The organism is Knoellia subterranea KCTC 19937, assembly GCF_000768685.1.
Lineage (GTDB): Bacteria > Actinomycetota > Actinomycetes > Actinomycetales > Dermatophilaceae > Knoellia > Knoellia subterranea.
On sequence record NZ_AVPK01000002.1, the window covers coordinates 130,846 to 148,649 of the forward strand.

At 69.2% G+C, this 17,804-nt stretch carries 17 protein-coding genes; 14 read left to right on the top strand and 3 right to left on the bottom strand.

What is annotated here, in order from left to right:
• The first annotated feature begins 27 nt into the window (after positions 1 to 27).
• From N803_RS04090 to N803_RS04100, 3 genes are all read left to right on the top strand, one after another.
• On the top strand, positions 28 to 693 hold the full coding sequence (locus N803_RS04090) for a DUF5998 family protein (protein WP_156969652.1): 666 nt from the start codon (positions 28 to 30) through the stop codon (positions 691 to 693).
• Positions 694 to 793: 100 nt separating this feature from the next.
• Positions 794 to 1,930, top strand: a complete 1,137-nt coding sequence (locus N803_RS04095; protein WP_035903315.1) for an alkaline phosphatase family protein — start codon at positions 794 to 796, stop codon at positions 1,928 to 1,930.
• A gap of 11 nt (positions 1,931 to 1,941) precedes the next feature.
• Positions 1,942 to 2,619, top strand: coding sequence for a thymidine kinase (locus N803_RS04100; protein ID WP_035902895.1), 678 nt, complete (start codon positions 1,942 to 1,944; stop codon positions 2,617 to 2,619).
• A 55-nt stretch (positions 2,620 to 2,674) separates the two neighbouring features.
• Here the strand turns inward: N803_RS04100 and sepH are convergent, their stop codons facing one another.
• A complete protein-coding gene (gene sepH, locus N803_RS17310) occupies positions 2,675 to 4,147 on the bottom strand; it encodes a septation protein SepH (protein ID WP_052111760.1) in 1,473 nt (490 codons plus the stop codon).
• Between the two features lie 165 nt (positions 4,148 to 4,312).
• Between sepH and N803_RS04110 the strand changes: the two genes are divergently transcribed.
• The 7 genes from N803_RS04110 to N803_RS04140 all read left to right on the top strand — a co-directional run bounded on the left by N803_RS04110 (position 4,313) and on the right by N803_RS04140 (position 9,167).
• Positions 4,313 to 5,431, top strand: coding sequence for a ferrochelatase (locus tag N803_RS04110; protein WP_035902896.1), 1,119 nt, complete (start codon positions 4,313 to 4,315; stop codon positions 5,429 to 5,431).
• A gap of 1 nt (position 5,432) precedes the next feature.
• Positions 5,433 to 6,299 carry an inositol monophosphatase family protein gene (locus N803_RS04115; RefSeq protein ID WP_035902898.1) on the top strand — a complete coding sequence of 289 codons (867 nt, stop codon included), beginning with the start codon at positions 5,433 to 5,435 and terminating at the stop codon, positions 6,297 to 6,299.
• A gap of 155 nt (positions 6,300 to 6,454) precedes the next feature.
• A complete protein-coding gene (locus tag N803_RS04120; RefSeq protein WP_035902900.1) occupies positions 6,455 to 6,754 on the top strand; it encodes a DUF4193 domain-containing protein in 300 nt (99 codons plus the stop codon).
• 64 nt (positions 6,755 to 6,818) lie between these two features.
• Positions 6,819 to 7,313, top strand: coding sequence for a dUTP diphosphatase (gene dut, locus N803_RS04125; protein WP_035902902.1), 495 nt, complete (start codon positions 6,819 to 6,821; stop codon positions 7,311 to 7,313).
• Positions 7,310 to 8,116 (top strand): DUF3710 domain-containing protein, encoded by an 807-nt coding sequence (locus N803_RS04130; protein ID WP_035902903.1) that lies wholly within the window; start codon positions 7,310 to 7,312, stop codon positions 8,114 to 8,116. Before dut ends, N803_RS04130 begins: the two co-directional genes overlap by 4 nt.
• Positions 8,116 to 8,484 (top strand): OB-fold nucleic acid binding domain-containing protein, encoded by a 369-nt coding sequence (locus N803_RS04135; RefSeq protein WP_035902906.1) that lies wholly within the window; start codon positions 8,116 to 8,118, stop codon positions 8,482 to 8,484. Before N803_RS04130 ends, N803_RS04135 begins: the two co-directional genes overlap by 1 nt.
• A complete protein-coding gene (locus N803_RS04140; RefSeq protein ID WP_035902907.1) occupies positions 8,481 to 9,167 on the top strand; it encodes a DUF3159 domain-containing protein in 687 nt (228 codons plus the stop codon). Before N803_RS04135 ends, N803_RS04140 begins: the two co-directional genes overlap by 4 nt.
• 64 nt (positions 9,168 to 9,231) lie before the next feature.
• Here the strand turns inward: N803_RS04140 and N803_RS04145 are convergent, their stop codons facing one another.
• Together N803_RS04145 and N803_RS04150 are read right to left on the bottom strand one after the other, a co-directional pair.
• Positions 9,232 to 9,921 (bottom strand): potassium channel family protein, encoded by a 690-nt coding sequence (locus N803_RS04145; RefSeq protein WP_035902910.1) that lies wholly within the window; start codon positions 9,919 to 9,921, stop codon positions 9,232 to 9,234.
• A gap of 15 nt (positions 9,922 to 9,936) precedes the next feature.
• A complete protein-coding gene (locus N803_RS04150) occupies positions 9,937 to 10,599 on the bottom strand; it encodes a potassium channel family protein (protein WP_035902911.1) in 663 nt (220 codons plus the stop codon).
• A 46-nt stretch (positions 10,600 to 10,645) separates the two neighbouring features.
• Here N803_RS04150 and N803_RS04155 point away from each other — a divergent pair, with 46 nt between their 5' ends.
• Genes N803_RS04155 through acnA form a run of 4 tightly spaced genes read left to right on the top strand, consistent with a single transcriptional unit; the run spans position 10,646 to position 17,703 of the window.
• Complete coding sequence (locus N803_RS04155) at positions 10,646 to 12,673, top strand: APC family permease (protein WP_052111761.1); 2,028 nt, start codon at positions 10,646 to 10,648, stop codon at positions 12,671 to 12,673.
• Positions 12,670 to 13,950 carry a class I SAM-dependent RNA methyltransferase gene (locus N803_RS04160; protein WP_035902912.1) on the top strand — a complete coding sequence of 427 codons (1,281 nt, stop codon included), beginning with the start codon at positions 12,670 to 12,672 and terminating at the stop codon, positions 13,948 to 13,950. Before N803_RS04155 ends, N803_RS04160 begins: the two co-directional genes overlap by 4 nt.
• Positions 13,947 to 14,855 (top strand): hypothetical protein, encoded by a 909-nt coding sequence (locus N803_RS04165; RefSeq protein ID WP_035902913.1) that lies wholly within the window; start codon positions 13,947 to 13,949, stop codon positions 14,853 to 14,855. The genes N803_RS04160 and N803_RS04165 overlap by 4 nt, the downstream gene beginning before the upstream one ends.
• A gap of 49 nt (positions 14,856 to 14,904) precedes the next feature.
• Positions 14,905 to 17,703, top strand: coding sequence for an aconitate hydratase AcnA (acnA, locus tag N803_RS04170; protein ID WP_035902914.1), 2,799 nt, complete (start codon positions 14,905 to 14,907; stop codon positions 17,701 to 17,703).
• Positions 17,704 to 17,804 lie beyond the last annotated feature (101 nt).

Here is a 17,804-nt window from a genome sequence, read left to right on the forward strand (position 1 = left end):
GCGCCGTCGGTGCGGCAGAATGGGCCCATGATGCGTTCGTTCGACGTCCCCACCCTCCCGGTGGACCTCACCGCCGCGATCGAGCGGGCGGGCTACTACCCGGCCCTCGTCGGTGACGTCGTCGCCGCCGCTCTCGCGGGGGAGCAGGTCCGGTCGCACCTCGTGCACCTCGAGACCACCTTTGACCGCGACGTCATTCGTCGGCACGTGACGGTGCTCGTCCTCACGCCCTCCCGACTGGTCATTGCCCACGCAGACGACCACGCCGACGAGGCGGCGGGCGCGGGGTCCGGAGATGCAGCAGGCGCCGGTGTGGGAGCCGGTGTCGACGCGGGGGGCGGGGCGCACGCCGCCGCCCTGGCCCAGGAGGTCGCGACCGCCACCACCGAGAGCATCCCGCTGTCGGCCGTGCGCGGAGTGATGCTCACGCACGTCGTCTCCGATCCCCAGAACTACGTGCCCGGTTCCCTCGGTCGCGAACTCACCCTCACCCTCGGCTGGGGTGCCGTGAGTCGGGTCGACCTCCTGCCCGCGACGTGCGGTGATCCCGGGTGCGACGCGGACCACGGCTACGACGGCACGATCTCGAGCGACGACATCGCGCTGCGTGTGTCGGCGACCGCGGATGGTGACGCCGCGCTCCAGCAGGCGCTCTCGTTTGCCCACGACCTCTCGGCCGCCCTCGGCCAGTGACCGCCACGTGACCGACCCCGGGGGTGAGGCAGTGGCGGAGCCTGCACCTCGCAAGGCGCGCAAACCACGCAAGGCGAACCCGAGCGCAACGTCAGGTGACGTGCCTCCGGGGCTGGGCGTCCCGGCATACACCGAAGGCGGTTTGTCCGACGTCCTGCCCTCGATCGCGGCCTCTCTCGGCGTCGCGGCCAGTGCGCCGCGCTGGGCCCTTCCGCGAGCGCGGAGCGCCGTCGTCGTCCTCGTCGACGGTCTGGGATACGACCTCCTGAGACGGCGTGGCGGGCACGCACCGTGGTTGCGCTCGCTCTTCGAGACGGGGCAGCGCGTCGTCAGCGGGTTCCCGTCCACGACGGCGTCGTCGATGGGTTCGTTCGGGACGGGGTTGACGCCGGGCGGGCACGGGATGCTCGGCTACGAGGTGCTCGTGCCGGAGGAGGATCGTCTCCTCAACGAGCTGTCGTGGGAGGACGGGCCGGTGCCCGAACTCTGGCAGCCCCGCAGCACGTGGTTCGAGCGCGCAGCGGCGGCGGGAATCGACGTTGTGCGGACGGGGCCGGCGTTCTTCGACGGGTCGGGTCTGACGCGAGCAGCGTTGCGGGGAGGGCGATTCGTCGCTGCCGAAGAACTCGACGCCCGCGTTGACGCCACCCTCGCGCACGCGCGGTCGCGGTCGTCGTCATTGACCTATCTCTATTGGGGGGAGCTCGACAAGGTCGGGCACGTGCACGGGTGCGAGTCCTGGCAGTGGGGCGATGAGCTGGAGTCGATCGACCGGTCGTTGGCGAGGTTGGCGGACGGCCTCCCGTCCGACTGCTCGCTGACGATCACGGCCGACCACGGCATGGTGGACGTGCCCATGGAGAACCGCATCGATCTCGCGCACGACGCCGAACTGGCCGCGGGTGTGCGGCACAGCGGGGGAGAGCCGCGCGCGCCGCAGCTCTATTGCGAGCCGGGTGCCGCCGCTGACGTGCTCGCCACGTGGCGTGGGCGCGTCGGCGAGCGTGCGTGGGTGCTCTCGCGTGACGAGGCCGTGGCCGCAGGGCTGTTCGGAGCGGTGCGGGGCGAGCACCTTTCGCGTATTGGCGACGTGGTGGTGGCGATGCGCGACGATCACGCCATCGTCGACTCGCGGCACCAGCGACCGCAGCTGCTCGCCCTTCTGGGCCTGCACGGTTCACTCACGGACGCCGAAGTGCCCGTGCCGATGTTCCACGTACCCGCTCGCGCAACATAGGGTGTCGGCTCGTGGCTGAGTTGGTGTTCTTCTCCGGGACGATGGATTGCGGCAAGTCCACGCTCGCGCTCCAGATGGACCACAACCACCGTGCCCGCTCACGTGTCGGGCTGATCTTCACCAAGCTCGACCGCATGGGTGAGTCGGTCCTGTCGTCCCGCCTCGGCCTGTCGACGGAGGCGCACGAAGTCACCGACGAACTCGACTTCTGGGACGTGGTCGTGGACCACCTCACGCACGGGCACCGGGCCGACTACCTCATCTGCGACGAGGCCCAGTTCTATACGGCCGAGCAGATCGAGCAGCTCGCCCGCATCGTCGACGAACTCGGGATCGACGTGAACTGCTTCGGCATCACGGCCGACTTCCGCACCGAACTGTTTCCCGGGGCCAAGCGACTGTTCGAACTCGCCGACCGGGTGCAGGTGCTCCAGGTCGCGGCGCTCTGCTGGTGCGGCGCCCGGGCCACGCACAACGCGCGCATCATCGACGGTGTCATGGTCGTCGAGGGCGAACAGGTCGTCGTGGGGGACACTGCCGCGGCGAGCGCGACCCTCGTCGAGTACGAGGTTCTGTGTCGCCGCCACTACATGCGGCGGATGAACAGCCACGCCGCCCGGATGGCGTCGGCCACTCCGGACGTGCTGCCGTTCGATCTCGACGTGTGTCCGGTGCCGCCGCGCGACTGACGCTGTGCTCCGGGGTGCGTTCTGACTGAGTTTCAGAAAGTGCCGCGTGCGGCCATCACGAGTTGCCGCGCCCGCCGCCGAACATGATGTCGTCCCAGCTGGGGACGCTCGGGCGCCCGCCCTTGCGACCGGAGGACTTGCGTCCTCGACCGGAGTTGTCGCCGTTCGGAACCGGCGTGAGCTTCGCCTTGTCCGAAGTCCCGCGAGCGGTCGCCTCGGCGTTGTGCGTGTCGTCGGGCCCATCGGCGTCGCTGGCCGAGTCCGCTGCGTCGGAGTCGGCTGCGTCGGAGTCCGCTGAAGCCGACTCCACCGAGTCCGAGTCCGAGTCCGCATGAGTCTCCGAGTCGACCTCGTCCGCGTTCGCCTCGTTCGTGGCGGGGTTGACCGTCGAGTTCGAGTCGTCGTCCGCGAGTGCCGGCTCAGCGGCTTCGGCCGGGGCCCGGTCGTCGAGGTGTGCCTCCACCGGGTGCTCGCCCCGGGCTGCGGGGGGCTCGGGGGCCGTCGCCGGGTCCATCACCAGTTCCTCGATGGGCAGCGCGTCGTCGCGAGGCGAGTCCTCCACCGGCGTGTGGGTCGGGGACGTGCGACGGCGCCCCCGGCCGCGACGGGAGCGGTTCGACTGCTCCCGCATCGCGGCCATGAGGTCGATCGGTTCGCGCGACGTGGCCCGCTGGGCCGAGATCGTGCCACCGCTGGCGGCAGAGTCATCGCCTGCAGCGCCATCGGACGATCCAGAGTCAGAGGACTCCGGGTGTGCTTCGGCGCCCGAAGCGGAGTCCGACGTCGAGCCGGATGCCGATTGCTGGTTCGTTCTTCGCGTGGAGCCGCCACGTGACCGTCCCTCGGCCACCCCGCCCTCGGCCTCGACATCGAAGACTGCGCTGGCGCGGTTCGCGTTGGTCGCCACGTGGGGAGTGGGAATCGCGGAATCACCGCTTGCTTCCTCACTGAGCCAACGAGCCTCGTCGTTGCCGGGCACCAGCGACTTGAGCCGCGGGTCGAACCGCCACGAGGCGGACCGCTCACGGCCACCTGCAGGGAACGTTGCCGTGACGGTCCACTGCCCGTCATCGAGTCGTGCGGAGTCCCAGCGCACCAACTCCTCGGCGACACCGCGGGACTTGAGGCGCTCATCAGCGCGGCTCCCGAGCGTTTGCTCGACCCCTGCAGACCGTCCGGAGCCGGCGCGCGGACGCGTCGTGCCGATGACGACAGCGCGGGCCTGGTTGGCGACGTATTCACGCTCGGCGAGGACGGGACCCTCGAACCGCTGCACCTTCTGCACGGTCCAGCCAGCTCGATCGGCGACTTCCTCGGTCGAGAGTCCGGAGCGGATGAGGGCCTGGACATCGCGCGGTCGGAGGCCGCCGTCGATCTCGATCTGGAGCTGACCGAGGCGCGGCCGATCGCGGCGGGCGGCAGCACGCATCGCTTCGTCGAGGGCGACGCGGTAGCGCTTGCCCTCGGCATCGGAGAGGAGGACGTGCTCTCCGTCCTCGTGGACGCCGATGAGACGAAGGTCTTGCATCAGAGATCTCCCGGGCTGTGGTCAGGTCACCCTTGACTGTGCCACCCCGGAGGCGTGGGACAAAGCAGCCCACGCCGGTCGGAGACGAGCAACCGCACCTGGCCCAGGGAACGAGGAGCCGCACCTCGTCCGTGCGCCATGCCGCACCCTCGTTAGGTTGGGACCATGTCGAACCCGTCCGTCGATGACGCACTCACGCCCTACGACGCCGTCCTCCTGCTCTCCTTCGGCGGTCCGGAAGCTCCGGAAGAGGTCGTTCCATTCCTCCGGCGGGTGACGGCGGGCCGTGACGTACCCGAAGAGCGCCTCGAGGAAGTGGCGAAGCACTACCACCACTTCGGCGGACGCAGCCCCATCAACGACCAGAACCGAGAGCTGCTTGCGGCGATCGAGGCCGAACTCGCCCGCCGCGACGAGAGCCGCCCGGTCCTGTGGGGCAACCGCAACAGCGACCCCTTCCTCACGGACACCCTGCGTGCGGCGCGGGCCGAGGGCCACCTGCGGATCTGCGTGGTCGTGACGTCGGCCTACTCGTCCTACTCCGGCTGTCGGCAGTACCGCGAGGACCTCGCCGCCGCGACGGATGAGTTGGGGCTGGCCGCCGTCGACCTGCAGCTCGACAAGATCCGGCCCTACGCGCTGCACCCCGGTTTCGTCGCCGCGAATCTTGAGCGCCTGGTCGAGGCCGTGGGCACGGTCGACCCGAAGCGCGCGACCACCACGCGGCTCCTGTTCGTGACCCACTCCGTCCCGGACGCCATGGACGACACCTCCGGCCCCGGTGACGGCGACGGCAACCTCTACATCGAGCAGCACCTGCGCGCCGGCCACCTCATCGCGCAGGGCCTCGCCGAGCGCACGGGCACGACGCTCGAGCACGAGCTCGTGTTCTGCTCCCGGTCGGGCAGCCCTCGCACACCGTGGCTCGAGCCCGACATCAACGACCGCCTCGCCGAACTCGCGGCAGGAGGCGTCACGGACGTCGTCGTCGCACCGATCGGTTTCGTCTCGGACCACATGGAGGTCGTCAACGACCTCGACCGTGAAGCGCGCGAGAGCGCCGAACGTCTCGGTCTGGGCTTCGTCCGCGTCCCGACCGCGGGGACGCATCCGCTCTTCGTCGAGGCCCTCGTCGACCTTGTCGAGGAGCGGGCGGCCGAGGCCCGGGACGAGGTGGTCGTTCCGGCCCAGGCCGACTCGGGTGACGTCCGGCCGTCGATCTGCGACTCGGGCTGCTGCCCCAACCTCCGAGAAGCCCGCCCGGCGCTCTGCGGGAGGGACTGACATGGCCGAGCAACCCCAGTCACCCGCTCTCCCGGCAACCGACCTGATCGTCGAACTCGAGGCCCTCGCGATCGATCTCGCCCGGACGGCTGGTCGTCTCGTCGTCGACGAGCGCCCTGACGCCGTCGAGGTCGCGGAGACCAAGTCCACCGCAACCGATGTCGTCACCGTCATGGACCAGCGTTCCCAGGACCACCTCATCGCGCGAATCCGCGAGGCACGTCCGGACGATGCCGTCCTGGGCGAAGAACGGGGTGGCGTCACCGGCACGTCCAGCATCACGTGGGTCATCGATCCGATCGACGGAACCGTCAACTACCTCTACGGCATACCCGCGTATGCCGTGTCGGTCGCCGCAGTCGTCGGCGACCCGACGACGCAGGGCGCGTGGCGCCCCTTCGTCGGCGCGGTCCACAACCCGGTCTCCGGCGAGCTCTTCTGTGCTCGCTCTGGCGGTGGTGCGCGCCTGCTGCGTCAGGACGGGACGGAGAGCCGACTGTCGCCGACCTCCTGCACGGAGGTGGGACAGGCGCTCATGGGAACCGGATTCGGGTATGCCGCACAGCGCCGTGAGCGTCAGGCTCGCCTGCTGCTCGACCTCCTGCCGATGGTGCGCGACATCCGTCGTATCGGCAGCGCCGCGCTCGACCTCTGCGCCATCGGCGCCGGCACGCTGGACGCGTACTACGAGACCGGGCTCAACCCCTGGGACCTCGCTGCCGGGTGGCTCGTGGCGACCGAGGCCGGGGCTTCCGTCGGGGGCTTCAACGGACCGGGGGAGTCGCTCACCTGGGCATGCGCCCCGGGGCTCGCCGGGACCTTCCCGGGACTCGTCGAAGTGGGCACCTCGCAACATCTTCAGGACTAGTTGAGGGTCCGTTGTGGCAATGCGCCCGCGAATGGTGCACAATCGCCGCTCGCACGGGCACAAAATCGACACTCCGTGCGTTGACTGGGCCAGCAGGGATGCCATCGCCGGATTCTCACCCGGTGGGTGGTCCGATTTCTTTGGGAAGGAGAGCCATGGCGACCGATTACGACGCCCCCCGCAAGACGGATGACGAGCTGTCGGAGGACTCCATTGAGGAGTTGAAGACGCGTCGCAACGACAAGCGGTCCTCGAGTGTCGACGTTGACGAGACCGAGCAGGCCGAGGGGTTCGAGCTCCCGGGCGCGGACCTGTCGGGTGAAGAGATGTCGGTGCGGGTCATCCCGCGTCAGGCCGACGAGTTCACCTGTTCCCGGTGCTTCCTCGTGCACCACCGCAGCCAGTTGGCCTCCGAGAAGAACGGCCAGATGGTCTGCAGCGAGTGCGCAGCCTGAACAGTTGTCACTGCGATCCGATCGTTGTCGGATCACGCGCCTGAGCGAGATAGGGTCAGTCCCCGTGACTGGCCCTTCTCGCATTCCGGTCGCCTTTCGGCGGCTCTCTCCGGAAGCCCGCCCACCGGCATACGCCTCCGATGGTGATGCCGGCGCCGACCTCACGGCCGTCGCGTCCGTGACGCTCGCACCCGGCGAGCGGGCGCTCGTGCCGACCGGCATCGCGCTGGCGCTGCCGCCGGGCACCGTCGGTCTGGTTCACCCGCGCTCCGGCCTGGCCGCGAAGCACGGAATCACCGTCGTCAATGCCCCTGGCACGGTCGACTCCGGCTACCGCGGCGAGATCCTCGTGAACCTCGTGAACCTCGACCAGCGTGAGCCGTTCACGGTCAACGTGGGGGACCGGATCGCCCAATTGGTCGTGCAGGAGTACCTCCACGCAGACTTCAGCGAGACCGACTCGCTCCCGGACAGCGTCCGGGGTGACACTGGACATGGATCCACCGGAGGCTTCGGTTCGACGCCCCCACACATCTTCGAGGAAGTGACCACACCGTGAGCATCTTTCGCCGGCGCAAGGCCGACGCAGAGACGGCCGTCGACGACGCGACCGCGATCGACGACACCACCGACGCCGACGCATCCGTCGACGCGGACGCCAGCCCTTCGAGCGATGCCGAGGACGGCGCCGACTCCGTGAGTGAGTCCGTCGTCGACCTGCCGGTCGACCGTTCGGCCGGACCGTTCGACGCGAGCGAGGTCCCCGACGACGACGGCCGACTGGACCTCGGAGCGCTGCGGATCAGTGGCGCCGAGGGCATGGAGTTGCGCCTCGAGATTGACCAGGAGCAGCAGCACGTCATTGCGGCGACGGCTGTTCTCGGCGAGTCCGCCCTCCAGATGCAGGCTTTTGCCGCGCCCCGTTCGGGTGGGCTGTGGGCCGACATCCGGTCCGAGATCGCCGAGGCCATCGAGGGTCAGGGCGGAACCGCGGACGTCGAGTACACCGACTTCGGCGGCGAGCTCCGCACCCGCATGCCCAGTGCCGGCCCCGACGGTCGCACCGTGTTCGCTCCCGCCCGATTCCTCGGGATCGACGGCCCCCGTTGGTTCCTCCGGGGAGTCATCTCCGGGCGGGGCGCGATCGACGAGTCGGCGGCTGAGCCGCTGCTCGAGATCTTCCGTCAGACCGTCGTGGTCCGCGGGGGCGATCCGATGGCCCCGCGTGAGCTGCTCCCGCTGCGACTGCCGCAGGAAGAGGCCGCACCGATGCCGGAGGCCCCGGCAACCGACGGTGCCCCCACCTCGACCGACGACCTCAACCCGTTCGAGCGCGGACCCGAGATCACCGAGGTGCGGTGATGGGTCTCAAGGAGCGGCTGCGCGACCTGGCCCGGACCGACGCCCAGCTCGAGGCGGACGAGATCCGGCAGCGCACCATCTCCGACCCCGAGGCGGCCGTGGCCTGCGCCGGCAAGCTGGTGGACCGCAAGCCGGCCACGGTTGCCGGCAGCATCAGGTGCATCACGATGCCCCCTCGCCAGAGCGTCCCCGTCCTCGTGGCCGAACTGTTCGACGGGGAGCGATCGGTCAACCTCGTGTGGATCGGTCGCCGCCGCATTGCCGGGATCGAGCCGGGAGTCTTCCTCATCGCCGAAGGTCGGGTCGCCACGGTCAAGGGGCAGCCGGCGATCTTCAACCCGAGCTATCAGATCGTGCCCGCCAAGTGACCGCGAACGTGGATGCGCAGACCGCCCAGACCGTCGAGGAGCTGATTCGCCACCGCCTCTCCACCGCGCTGGGTGGCTGGCGTGGGTCGCTCGAGACGGCACTGCCGACGATCGCCTTCATCGCTGTGTGGAGCTGGCGCGAGGACCTCAAGCAGGCCGTGTGGTCGGCGCTGGCCGTTGCGGTCGTGCTGGCGGTCGCCCGCATCGTGCAGCGCTCCAGCCTCCAGCACGTCCTCGGCGCCGTCTTCGCGACGGCCATCGCCGCCTTCTTCGCCATGCGCAGTGGCAAGGCGGAGGATGCCTTTCTCCCCGGGATGTTGCTCTCCGGTGGCTACCTCATCGGCACGCTCGTCTCCATCCTCGTGCGCTGGCCCGTCGTGGGTTTCCTCGTCGGTGCCGGTGACCCCAAGGCGGCGGAGGATCCGTTCGCGTGGCGACGCGACGCCGGGATGGTCCGGGTCTGCGCGCGCCTGACGTGGGTGCTCGTCGCCCTCTACGTCGTCCGCCTCGCCATCCAGATCCCGCTCTATCTCGGCGGTCAGGTCGCGGCCCTGGGCGCCGCCAAGATCGTGCTCGGCTGGCCGCTGTGGATCGGTGGCGTCGCCGTGATGGGGTGGCTGCTCATGCGCGGGAACACGCCGCAACAGCCGGATCGGGAGCAGCCCGAAGCCCAGGCCGACTGACAGCGGTCGACGGACACGGCCGTGGGCGCCAGGGGTACAGGGCAACTGAGACAACCGAACCCGATCAGTCGTCGATCTCGCGCTTCTGGCGGGTCGTCCCCGGGCTGAGCATCGACTCGAGGTCGGACTCACCGTCGGTCGTCGTGATGAAGAGCAGTTCGTCGAGCGGCTCGAGCGCGTCGTCGCGACTCGGCGCGATGGGTGCCCCTCCGCGGATGATCGCGGTCAGGACCGTATCGGCAGGGAAGGCGATGTCGCCGACTCGCGTCCCGGCATACGGGCTTCCCTCCGGCAACGTCATCTCTACCATCGCGGCGCGACCCTGCTGGAACTCGAAGATGCGCACGAGGTCTCCGACCGACACGGCCTCCTCGATGAGGGCGGTCATGAGACGCGGAGTCGACACCGCGACGTCGACGCCCCACGCCTCGTCGAACATCCACTCGTTCTTGGGGTTGTTGACCCGGGCGACCGTCCGCGGGACGCCGAACTCGGTCTTGGCGAGCAGCGACACCACGAGGTTCGCCTTGTCATCACCGGTGGCGGCGACGACGACGTCACAGTCGGCGACTCCGGCCTCGGTGAGGGCGCTCAGTTCGCACGCGTCGGCCTGGAGCCAGGCGGCGTCGGCGACCTTGGCGACCCGTTCGCCGTCGGCGTCACGGTCGATGAGGAGCAACTGGTGCCCGTTGCGGATGAGTTCGCGGGCGATGGAGCGGCCCACGCTCCCGGCTCCGGCGATGACGACGCGCATGCTTGAGGGTCCTTGTCAGTTGGCCGGGGGAGCGGCGTCGAGGATCCGCTCGGCCTCGGCGAGGCGGGTGCGGTCGAGGGCGAAGTGGACGAGGTCGCCGTCCTGGTGGACTGTGTCGTGGGAGGGGATGACGCCCTCGCCGAGGCGCGTGATGAAGGCGACGCGTCCGCCCACAACGGTCTCGAGGTCGGTGATGCGACGCCCGACCCACTCAGGGTTGACCGGCATCTCGGCGATGACGACGCGCCCGCTCGGGTCGGTGAACTCCGGCACGTGGCCCTGGGGGAGGAGGCGGCGCAGCACCTGGTCGCTCGTCCACTTGACGGTCGCGACCGTGGGGATGCCGAGCCGCTGGTAGATCTCCGCGCGGCCGGGGTCATAGATGCGGGCCACGACGTTCTCGATGCCGAACTTCTCACGGGCGACCCGGGCGGCGAGGATGTTGGAGTTGTCCCCGCTGGACACCGCCGCGAACGCGTAGGCGTCCTCGATCCCGGCCTCGCGCAACGTGTCCCGGTCGAATCCGACACCGACGACACGGCGGCCCTCGAAGGACGCGTCGAGGCGGCGGAAAGCCGTCTCGTCCTGGTCGATGATGGCCACCTCGTGCCCGGCCCGCTCGAGCGCACGCGCGAGTGAGGCACCGACACGGCCGCAGCCCATGATCACGAAATGCACGCTCCGACGCTACACCGACGAACGTGGGACCCGGCCGGGTGCGCGGATGCATAGAGTGGCGCTCGTGAGTTCCTCAGGTCGCGTGGTCAAACGCGTCATCCTCGGTCGAGCCATGCGCTCGGACCGACTCGGGGAGACGTTGCTCCCCAAGCGGTTGGCGCTCCCCGTGTTCGCCAGTGACGCCTTGTCGTCCGTGGCCTATGCGCCGGACGAGATCCTGCTGACCCTCGGCCTTGCGGGCGGCGCACTGGCCGCCACCCATTCGTGGGAGATCGCACTCGCGGTGGTCGTCGTCATGGCGGTCGTCGTCATGAGCTATCGGCAGAACGTCCACGCCTATCCCTCCGGCGGCGGCGACTACGAGGTGGCCAGCGTCAACCTCGGCCCCAAGGCCGGACTCACCGTGGGCAGTGCGCTGCTCGTCGACTACGTCCTCACGGTCGCCGTGTCCGTGTCGGCCGGGATCCAGAACGCCGCCTCCGCCTTCACCTTTCTGCGCGGCCACGAGGTGGCGGCCGCCGTCACCCTCGTCGTGCTGCTCACCGCGATGAACCTGCGGGGGGTCCGGGAGTCGGGCAAGGCCTTCGCGGTGCCCACCTACCTCTTCATGTTCACCGTGATCGGTATGGCGATCGTCGGCTTCTTCCGCGAGGCCGCGGGGACGCTCCCCAAGGCCGAGAGCGCGGCCTACGAGCTGGCGCCGGAGCCCGGCATGGGCACCCTCGGGACCGCCGCGATGGCGTTCCTGTTGCTGCGGGCCTTCTCCTCCGGATGTGCCGCGCTCACCGGTGTCGAGGCCATCTCCAACGGCGTGCCCGCCTTCCAGAAGCCCAAGAGCCGCAACGCCGCAACGACGCTGCTCCTCATGGGCAGCATCGCGATCTCGATGCTCGTGTCGATGATCGCGCTGGCCCTGTGGACCGACGTCAAGATCGCGGAGGATCCGGCCACCCAGCTCCTCAAGGACGGCGTTCCGGTCGGTGAGGGCCACGTCCAGGACACCGTCATGGGCCAGGTGGCCAAGGCGGTCTTCGACGGCTTCCACCCGGGCGTCGTCCTGGTGTCCATCGTCACCGGACTCATCCTCTTCCTCGCCGCCAACACCGCGTTCAACGGCTTCCCGGTCCTCGGCTCGATCCTGGCCCGCGATGGCTTCCTGCCGCGTCAGCTGCACACCCGCGGCGACCGCCTCGCCTACTCCAACGGCATCCTCATCCTGGCCGGAGCCGCTGCGGGACTCATCGCGATCTACGACGCCGAGGTCACCAAGCTCATCCAGCTCTACATCGTGGGTGTCTTCGTCTCGTTCACGCTGAGCCAGATCGGGATGATCCGGCACTGGAACCGCCACCTCGCCGTCGAGCGCAGTGGTCGCGAGCGTGCTCGCATGCACCGCAGCCGGATCATCAACGCGGTCGGGGCCGTCATGTCCGGCCTCGTCCTTCTGGTTGTCCTCGCCACCAAGTTCCTCCACGGTGCCGGCTTCGCCATCGCCGCAATGGCCGTGCTGTACGTGATCATGGTCGGCATCCGCAAGCACTACGACCACGTGCGCGACGAGTTGACGGTCGTCCAGGGGGATACCAAGGCCCAGCTGCTGCCCTCGCGCGTGCACGCCATCGTGCTCGTCTCCAAGGTCCACAAGCCGACCCTGAGGGCCCTCGCCTATGCCCGCGCGACCCGTCCCTCGATCCTCGAAGCGGTGACCGTCGACGTCGACCCCGAGGAGACGAAGGCGCTCCAGCTCGAGTGGGACAAGCGGGACATCCCCGTCCCGCTCAAGGCGCTGGACAGCCCCTACCGTGAGATCACGCGCCCGATCCTCGACTACGTGAAGTCGATCCGCTCGGGCAACCCGCGTGACCTCGTCGCGGTCTACATCCCCGAATACGTGCTGGGCCACTGGTGGGAACAGGTGCTGCACAACCAGAGCGCGCTGCGCCTCAAGGGGCGTCTGCTCTTCACACCCGGCGTCATGGTGTCGTCCGTCCCGTGGCAGCTCGCGTCGTCCGAGGGCTTCGAGGACCGCATGGACGGTCCCGTGGCCGGAGACGTCCGTCGAGGTGAGGGATGAGCGACCTCGCAATCGGTGACGAGGTCGAGGTCGAGGCAGGGCCCATCGCCCACGGCGGTTTCGTCGTCGCCCGCCACGAGGGTCGCGTCCTCTTCGTCCGGCACGCACTCCCGGGGGAGCGGGTCCGGGCGCGCATCACCGAAGGCGGTCCGGGAGTCCGCTTCCAGCGCGCGGACGCGATCGAGGTCCTCGACGCCTCGTCGTCGCGCGTCACTCCTCCCTGCCCGTATGCCGGCCCCGGACTCTGCGGTGGCTGCGACTTCCAGCACGTGGCCCTTGACGAGCAGCGCCGCCTCAAGGCGGCCGTCGTCGAGGAGCAGCTGCGCCGACTGGCGCACATCGAGCGGGACGTCGTCGTCGAGCCGGTCCCCGGAGACACCGGCGGGCTGCGGTGGCGCTCCCGCACCGAGTTCGCCGTTGGACCTGATGGTCGCGCAGGCATGCGGCGCCACCGCTCCCACGACCTCCTGGCGATCGACGACTGCCTCATCGCGAGCGAGCGGGTCGTGGAAACCGGTGTCCTGCAGGGCAATTGGCTGGGTGAGAAGGCCGTCGACGTCGTCGCCCCGAGCGAAGGGCCGGCCGTCATTGTGCGGGTTCCCACTGATGAGGCCGACGCGCCGGTAGTCACCGAAACCGTTGCGGCACAGGCACTCTCGCGTGATTTCGATGTGAGTGCCCGGGGCTTCTGGCAGGTCCACCCGGGCGCCGCCGCCACCTTCGTCGACGCCGTGATCGACGGCTTGCGTCCGCAGCCGGGGGAGCGGTGCCTCGACCTCTACGCCGGGGTCGGCGTCTTCGCGTCGGCACTCGCGCAGGCCGTGGGGGAGAACGGACAGGTCATTGCCATCGAGTCCGACGCCACGGCCGTGGCGCAGGCTCGGCTCAACGTCGAGTCCACGCCATGGGTGAACTACGTGCAGGGTCGGGTCGACCACGTCTTCGGGGTCGAGTCGACCGGCCGCGTCGCTGGCTCCCGCAAGGGTGGACGTCGACGGAGCGGGCCGCGCCGCCCGAACAGCGCGATGCCACCGAGTGCTGACCTCGTCGTCCTGGATCCACCGCGCACCGGGGCCGGCAAGGCAGTGATCGGTGCGGTCGCCGCACTCGCCCCGAGGGTTCTTGCCTACGTCGCCTGCGACCCGGCCGCCCTGGCTCGTGACACGGCCTACCTCGTCGAGCGAGGCTACGCTCTGGGCTCACTGCGTGCCTTCGATGCCTTTCCCATGACGCACCACATCGAGTGTGTGGCGATCTTCGAGCGCGACGAGACGTGACCACCGAAGGCGGGCACCCGGCATACCGGATTCTTGACGCCGGAACCCGCGCGTTCTGGCGCACGGTCGGTCGACGGATCGATCTCGACGGTGCCGATTCGTGGCTGCGAGGTCCGGCAGCGGACGCCGGAGTCATCGGGCCCTCCTGGCTCGACGCGGCCGCGGCGTCGGTGTCCGGCAGCGTCGAGCGCCACCCCGACAACGGCCTGCTGCCGGACCTCGCGGTCCTCGATGGGCCGGACTTCTGTGTGGCCGACGTGGACCCTCTCGTGCGCGACTTCTACGAGCACACGGGTGCGTGGACGATGGACGCCTGGTCGAGCTGGTCGCCGGTGTTCCACCCGGGCGGGATGCTCATCGAGCACCTCTTCGGGCGGCGGCTCCAACAGCTCGCCCTTCCGGTGCAACCACTCGACGTGAGCCACGGAATCGACAGCGAGATCGTCGCGATTCGGGACGCGGGCGGCGCACAGGTGTGGGCTGCGTGGCTGCGTCGCCTTCGCAGGACCGGCCAGTTCCTGTTCAGCGGTGCGTATGCCGTTCGCACCCTTCCGGGGTCCGCGCAGCCGAGTGTCCACGTCACCTTCCCGCTCGAGAAGGGGAACGTGCAGGTGTTCCTGCGGCCGCACGTGCGGGCCGATGGTGCCCTCCTGCTCTCGTCGGGGCGGGGGAGCCATGGGGCGGACGGGGCGTATGTGCTCGTTCACGGTGCGGGATCTGTCGGCTGGGCGGCGCGAGTGCCGATCCACGAGTCCTTCACGCTGTATCGCGACGAGCGCGGCGAGCTCCGCACCGACCACGAACTCCGCGTCGGCCGGGCTCGCGCACTCCGCCTCCACTATCGGATGCGGCGTGGGAAGGTTGGACAGGACGAGGCATCCGATAGTATCTTGACGTCAAGATAATTCGGTGGACCGATCAGACACGCGATGACGCGCGGAAGGGAGCAGGCTCGTGACGAGCACTGACAGCTTCAAGGCACACGGCGAACTCCAGGTGGGCGACAAGGCCTACGACATCTACCGACTGGCTGCGGTCGAGGGCAGTGAGACCCTCCCGTTCAGCCTCAAGGTCCTCCTCGAGAACCTCCTGCGGACCGAGGACGGCGCCAACATCACGGCCGACCACATCCGGGCCCTCGGTGGCTGGGACGAGAACGCCGAGCCCGACACCGAGATCCAGTTCACGCCCGGTCGCGTGATCATGCAGGACTTCACCGGCGTGCCCTGCGTCGTCGACCTCGCGACGATGCGTGAGGCCGTCGCCGACCTCGGTGGCAACCCGGAAAAGATCAACCCGCTGGCGCCGGCCGAGCTCGTCATCGACCACTCCGTCATCATCGACGTCTTCGGTCGCCAGGACGCGTTCGAGCGCAACGTCGAGATCGAGTACGAGCGCAACAACGAGCGCTACAAGTTCCTCCGCTGGGGCCAGACCGCGTTCGACGACTTCAAGGTCGTCCCGCCGGGCACCGGCATCGTCCACCAGGTCAACATCGAGCACCTGGCCCGCACGGTCATGACCCGTGAGATCGACGGAGCAACGGTCGCCTACCCGGACACCTGCGTCGGCACCGACTCGCACACGACGATGGTCAACGGCCTCGGCGTCCTCGGCTGGGGAGTCGGCGGCATCGAGGCCGAGGCGGCCATGCTCGGCCAGCCCGTCTCCATGCTCATCCCGCGCGTCGTCGGCTTCAAGCTCTCGGGCTCGATCCCGGAGGGTGCGACCGCGACCGACGTCGTCCTCACGATCACCGAGATGCTGCGCAAGCACGGTGTCGTCGGCAAGTTCGTCGAGTTCTACGGCGACGGCGTCGCCCAGGTCCCGCTGGCCAACCGCGCCACCATCGGCAACATGAGCCCGGAGTTCGGTTCGACCTGCGCGATCTTCCCGATCGACTCGGTCACCATCGACTACCTCCGCCTCACCGGCCGCTCCGAGGAGTCGCTCGCGCTCGTCGAGGCGTACGCCAAGGAGCAGGGCATGTGGCTCAACGCCGGCCCGGACCAGCCCGAGGCCCGCTACTCCGAGCGGCTCGAGCTCGACCTCTCGAGCGTCGTGCCCTCGATCGCCGGCCCGAAGCGCCCGCAGGACCGCATCGCGCTCACCGACGCCAAGGAGTCCTTCCGCAAGGTGCTGCCCACCTACGTCTCGCACCACGAGGGTGACGACGGCACGGCGAGCTCGTTCCCGGCGAGCGACCCGACGCCCCAGGGCTCGCCCGACGGCCAGAACGGCGGCGACAAGCCGGCCGACGAGGGCAACGGCTCGGACCGCCCGACCCAGAAGGTCGCCATCACGATCAACGGCCAGGAGGCCGAGGTCGACCACGGCATCGTCGCCATCGCGTCGATCACGTCGTGCACCAACACGTCCAACCCGTCGGTGATGATGGCCGCGGCCATGCTCGCCAAGAACGCGGTGGAGCGCGGTCTCACCGTCGCCCCGTGGGTCAAGACGTCGATGGCTCCGGGCTCCAAGGTCGTCACCGGCTACTACGACAAGGCCGGCATGTGGCCCTACCTCGAGAAGCTCGGCTTCCACCTCGTCGGTTACGGCTGCACGACCTGCATCGGCAACTCGGGCCCGATCATCGACGAGGTGAGCAAGGCCGTGAACGACAACGACCTTGCCGTCGTCTCGGTCCTCTCGGGCAACCGCAACTTCGAGGGTCGCATCAACCCCGACGTGAAGATGAACTACCTCGCGTCGCCGCCGCTCGTCATCGCCTACGCGCTGGCCGGGACGATGGACTTCGACTTCGAGACCGATGCGCTCGGCAAGGACACGGACGGCAACGACGTCTTCCTCAAGGACATCTGGCCGGCCCCCGCTGATGTCGAGGCGACCATCGCCGGTGCAATCAGCCAGGAGCTGTTCACCAAGGACTACGCCGACGTCTTCGCCGGTGACGAGCGCTGGCAGTCGCTGCCCACGCCCGAGGGCAACACCTTCGAGTGGGACGCCGAGTCGACCTACGTCCGCAAGCCCCCGTACTTCGACGGCATGCAGATGGAGACGACCCCCGTCACCGACATCGAGGGCGCGCGCGTCCTCGCCAAGCTCGGCGACTCGGTCACGACCGACCACATCAGCCCGGCCGGTGCCATCAAGACCGACAGCCCTGCAGGCAAGTACCTCGCCGAGCACGGTGTCGAGCGCAAGGACTTCAACTCCTACGGCTCGCGTCGCGGCAACCACGAGGTCATGATCCGTGGGACGTTCGCCAACATCCGCCTCAAGAACCTCCTGCTCGACGGCGTCGAGGGTGGCTTCACCCGCGACTTCACCCAGGGCGGCGAGCAGAGCACCATCTTCGACGCGTCGGCGAACTACCAGGCCGCGGGCACCCCGCTCGTCATCCTGGCCGGCAAGGAGTACGGCTCGGGCTCCTCACGTGACTGGGCGGCCAAGGGCACCGCACTCCTCGGTGTCCGCGCCGTCATCACCGAGAGCTACGAGCGCATCCACCGCTCCAACCTCATCGGCATGGGCGTCATCCCGCTCCAGTTCCCGCAGGGCGAGAACGCGGACTCCCTCGGCCTCGACGGCACCGAGACCTTCTCGATCTCGGGGATCACCGAGCTCAACGAGGGCCGCACGCCCAAGACGGTGAAGGTCGCCGCGTCCCGAGAGGGCAAGGATGACGTCACCTTCGACGCGGTGGTGCGTATCGACACCCCCGGTGAGGCCGACTACTACCGCAACGGCGGCATCCTCCAGTACGTCCTCCGCTCACTCGTGAAGTAACCGCGAGGACGTCGCAAAGACGAAGACGCCCGTATGCCGTGAGCTCACGGCATACGGGCGTCTCGCGTCTCCCGCTGCTCAGGGGCGAAGCGGTCCGGCCA

Excerpts from the sequence above, each read along its gene's own strand:
- N803_RS04135 (WP_035902906.1), top strand. The coding sequence starts at position 8,116 with ATGGGTCTCAAGGAGCGGCTGCGCGACCTGGCCCGGACCGACGCCCAG.
- N803_RS04110 (WP_035902896.1), top strand. The coding sequence starts at position 4,313 with ATGTCGAACCCGTCCGTCGATGACGCACTCACGCCCTACGACGCCGTC.
- N803_RS04120 (WP_035902900.1), top strand. The coding sequence starts at position 6,455 with ATGGCGACCGATTACGACGCCCCCCGCAAGACGGATGACGAGCTGTCG.
- N803_RS04160 (WP_035902912.1), top strand. The coding sequence starts at position 12,670 with ATGAGCGACCTCGCAATCGGTGACGAGGTCGAGGTCGAGGCAGGGCCC.
- N803_RS04155 (WP_052111761.1), top strand. The coding sequence starts at position 10,646 with ATGCATAGAGTGGCGCTCGTGAGTTCCTCAGGTCGCGTGGTCAAACGC.
- sepH (WP_052111760.1), bottom strand. The coding sequence starts at position 4,147 with ATGCAAGACCTTCGTCTCATCGGCGTCCACGAGGACGGAGAGCACGTC.
- N803_RS04115 (WP_035902898.1), top strand. The coding sequence starts at position 5,433 with ATGGCCGAGCAACCCCAGTCACCCGCTCTCCCGGCAACCGACCTGATC.
- N803_RS04145 (WP_035902910.1), bottom strand. The coding sequence starts at position 9,921 with ATGCGCGTCGTCATCGCCGGAGCCGGGAGCGTGGGCCGCTCCATCGCC.
- N803_RS04090 (WP_156969652.1), top strand. The coding sequence starts at position 28 with ATGATGCGTTCGTTCGACGTCCCCACCCTCCCGGTGGACCTCACCGCC.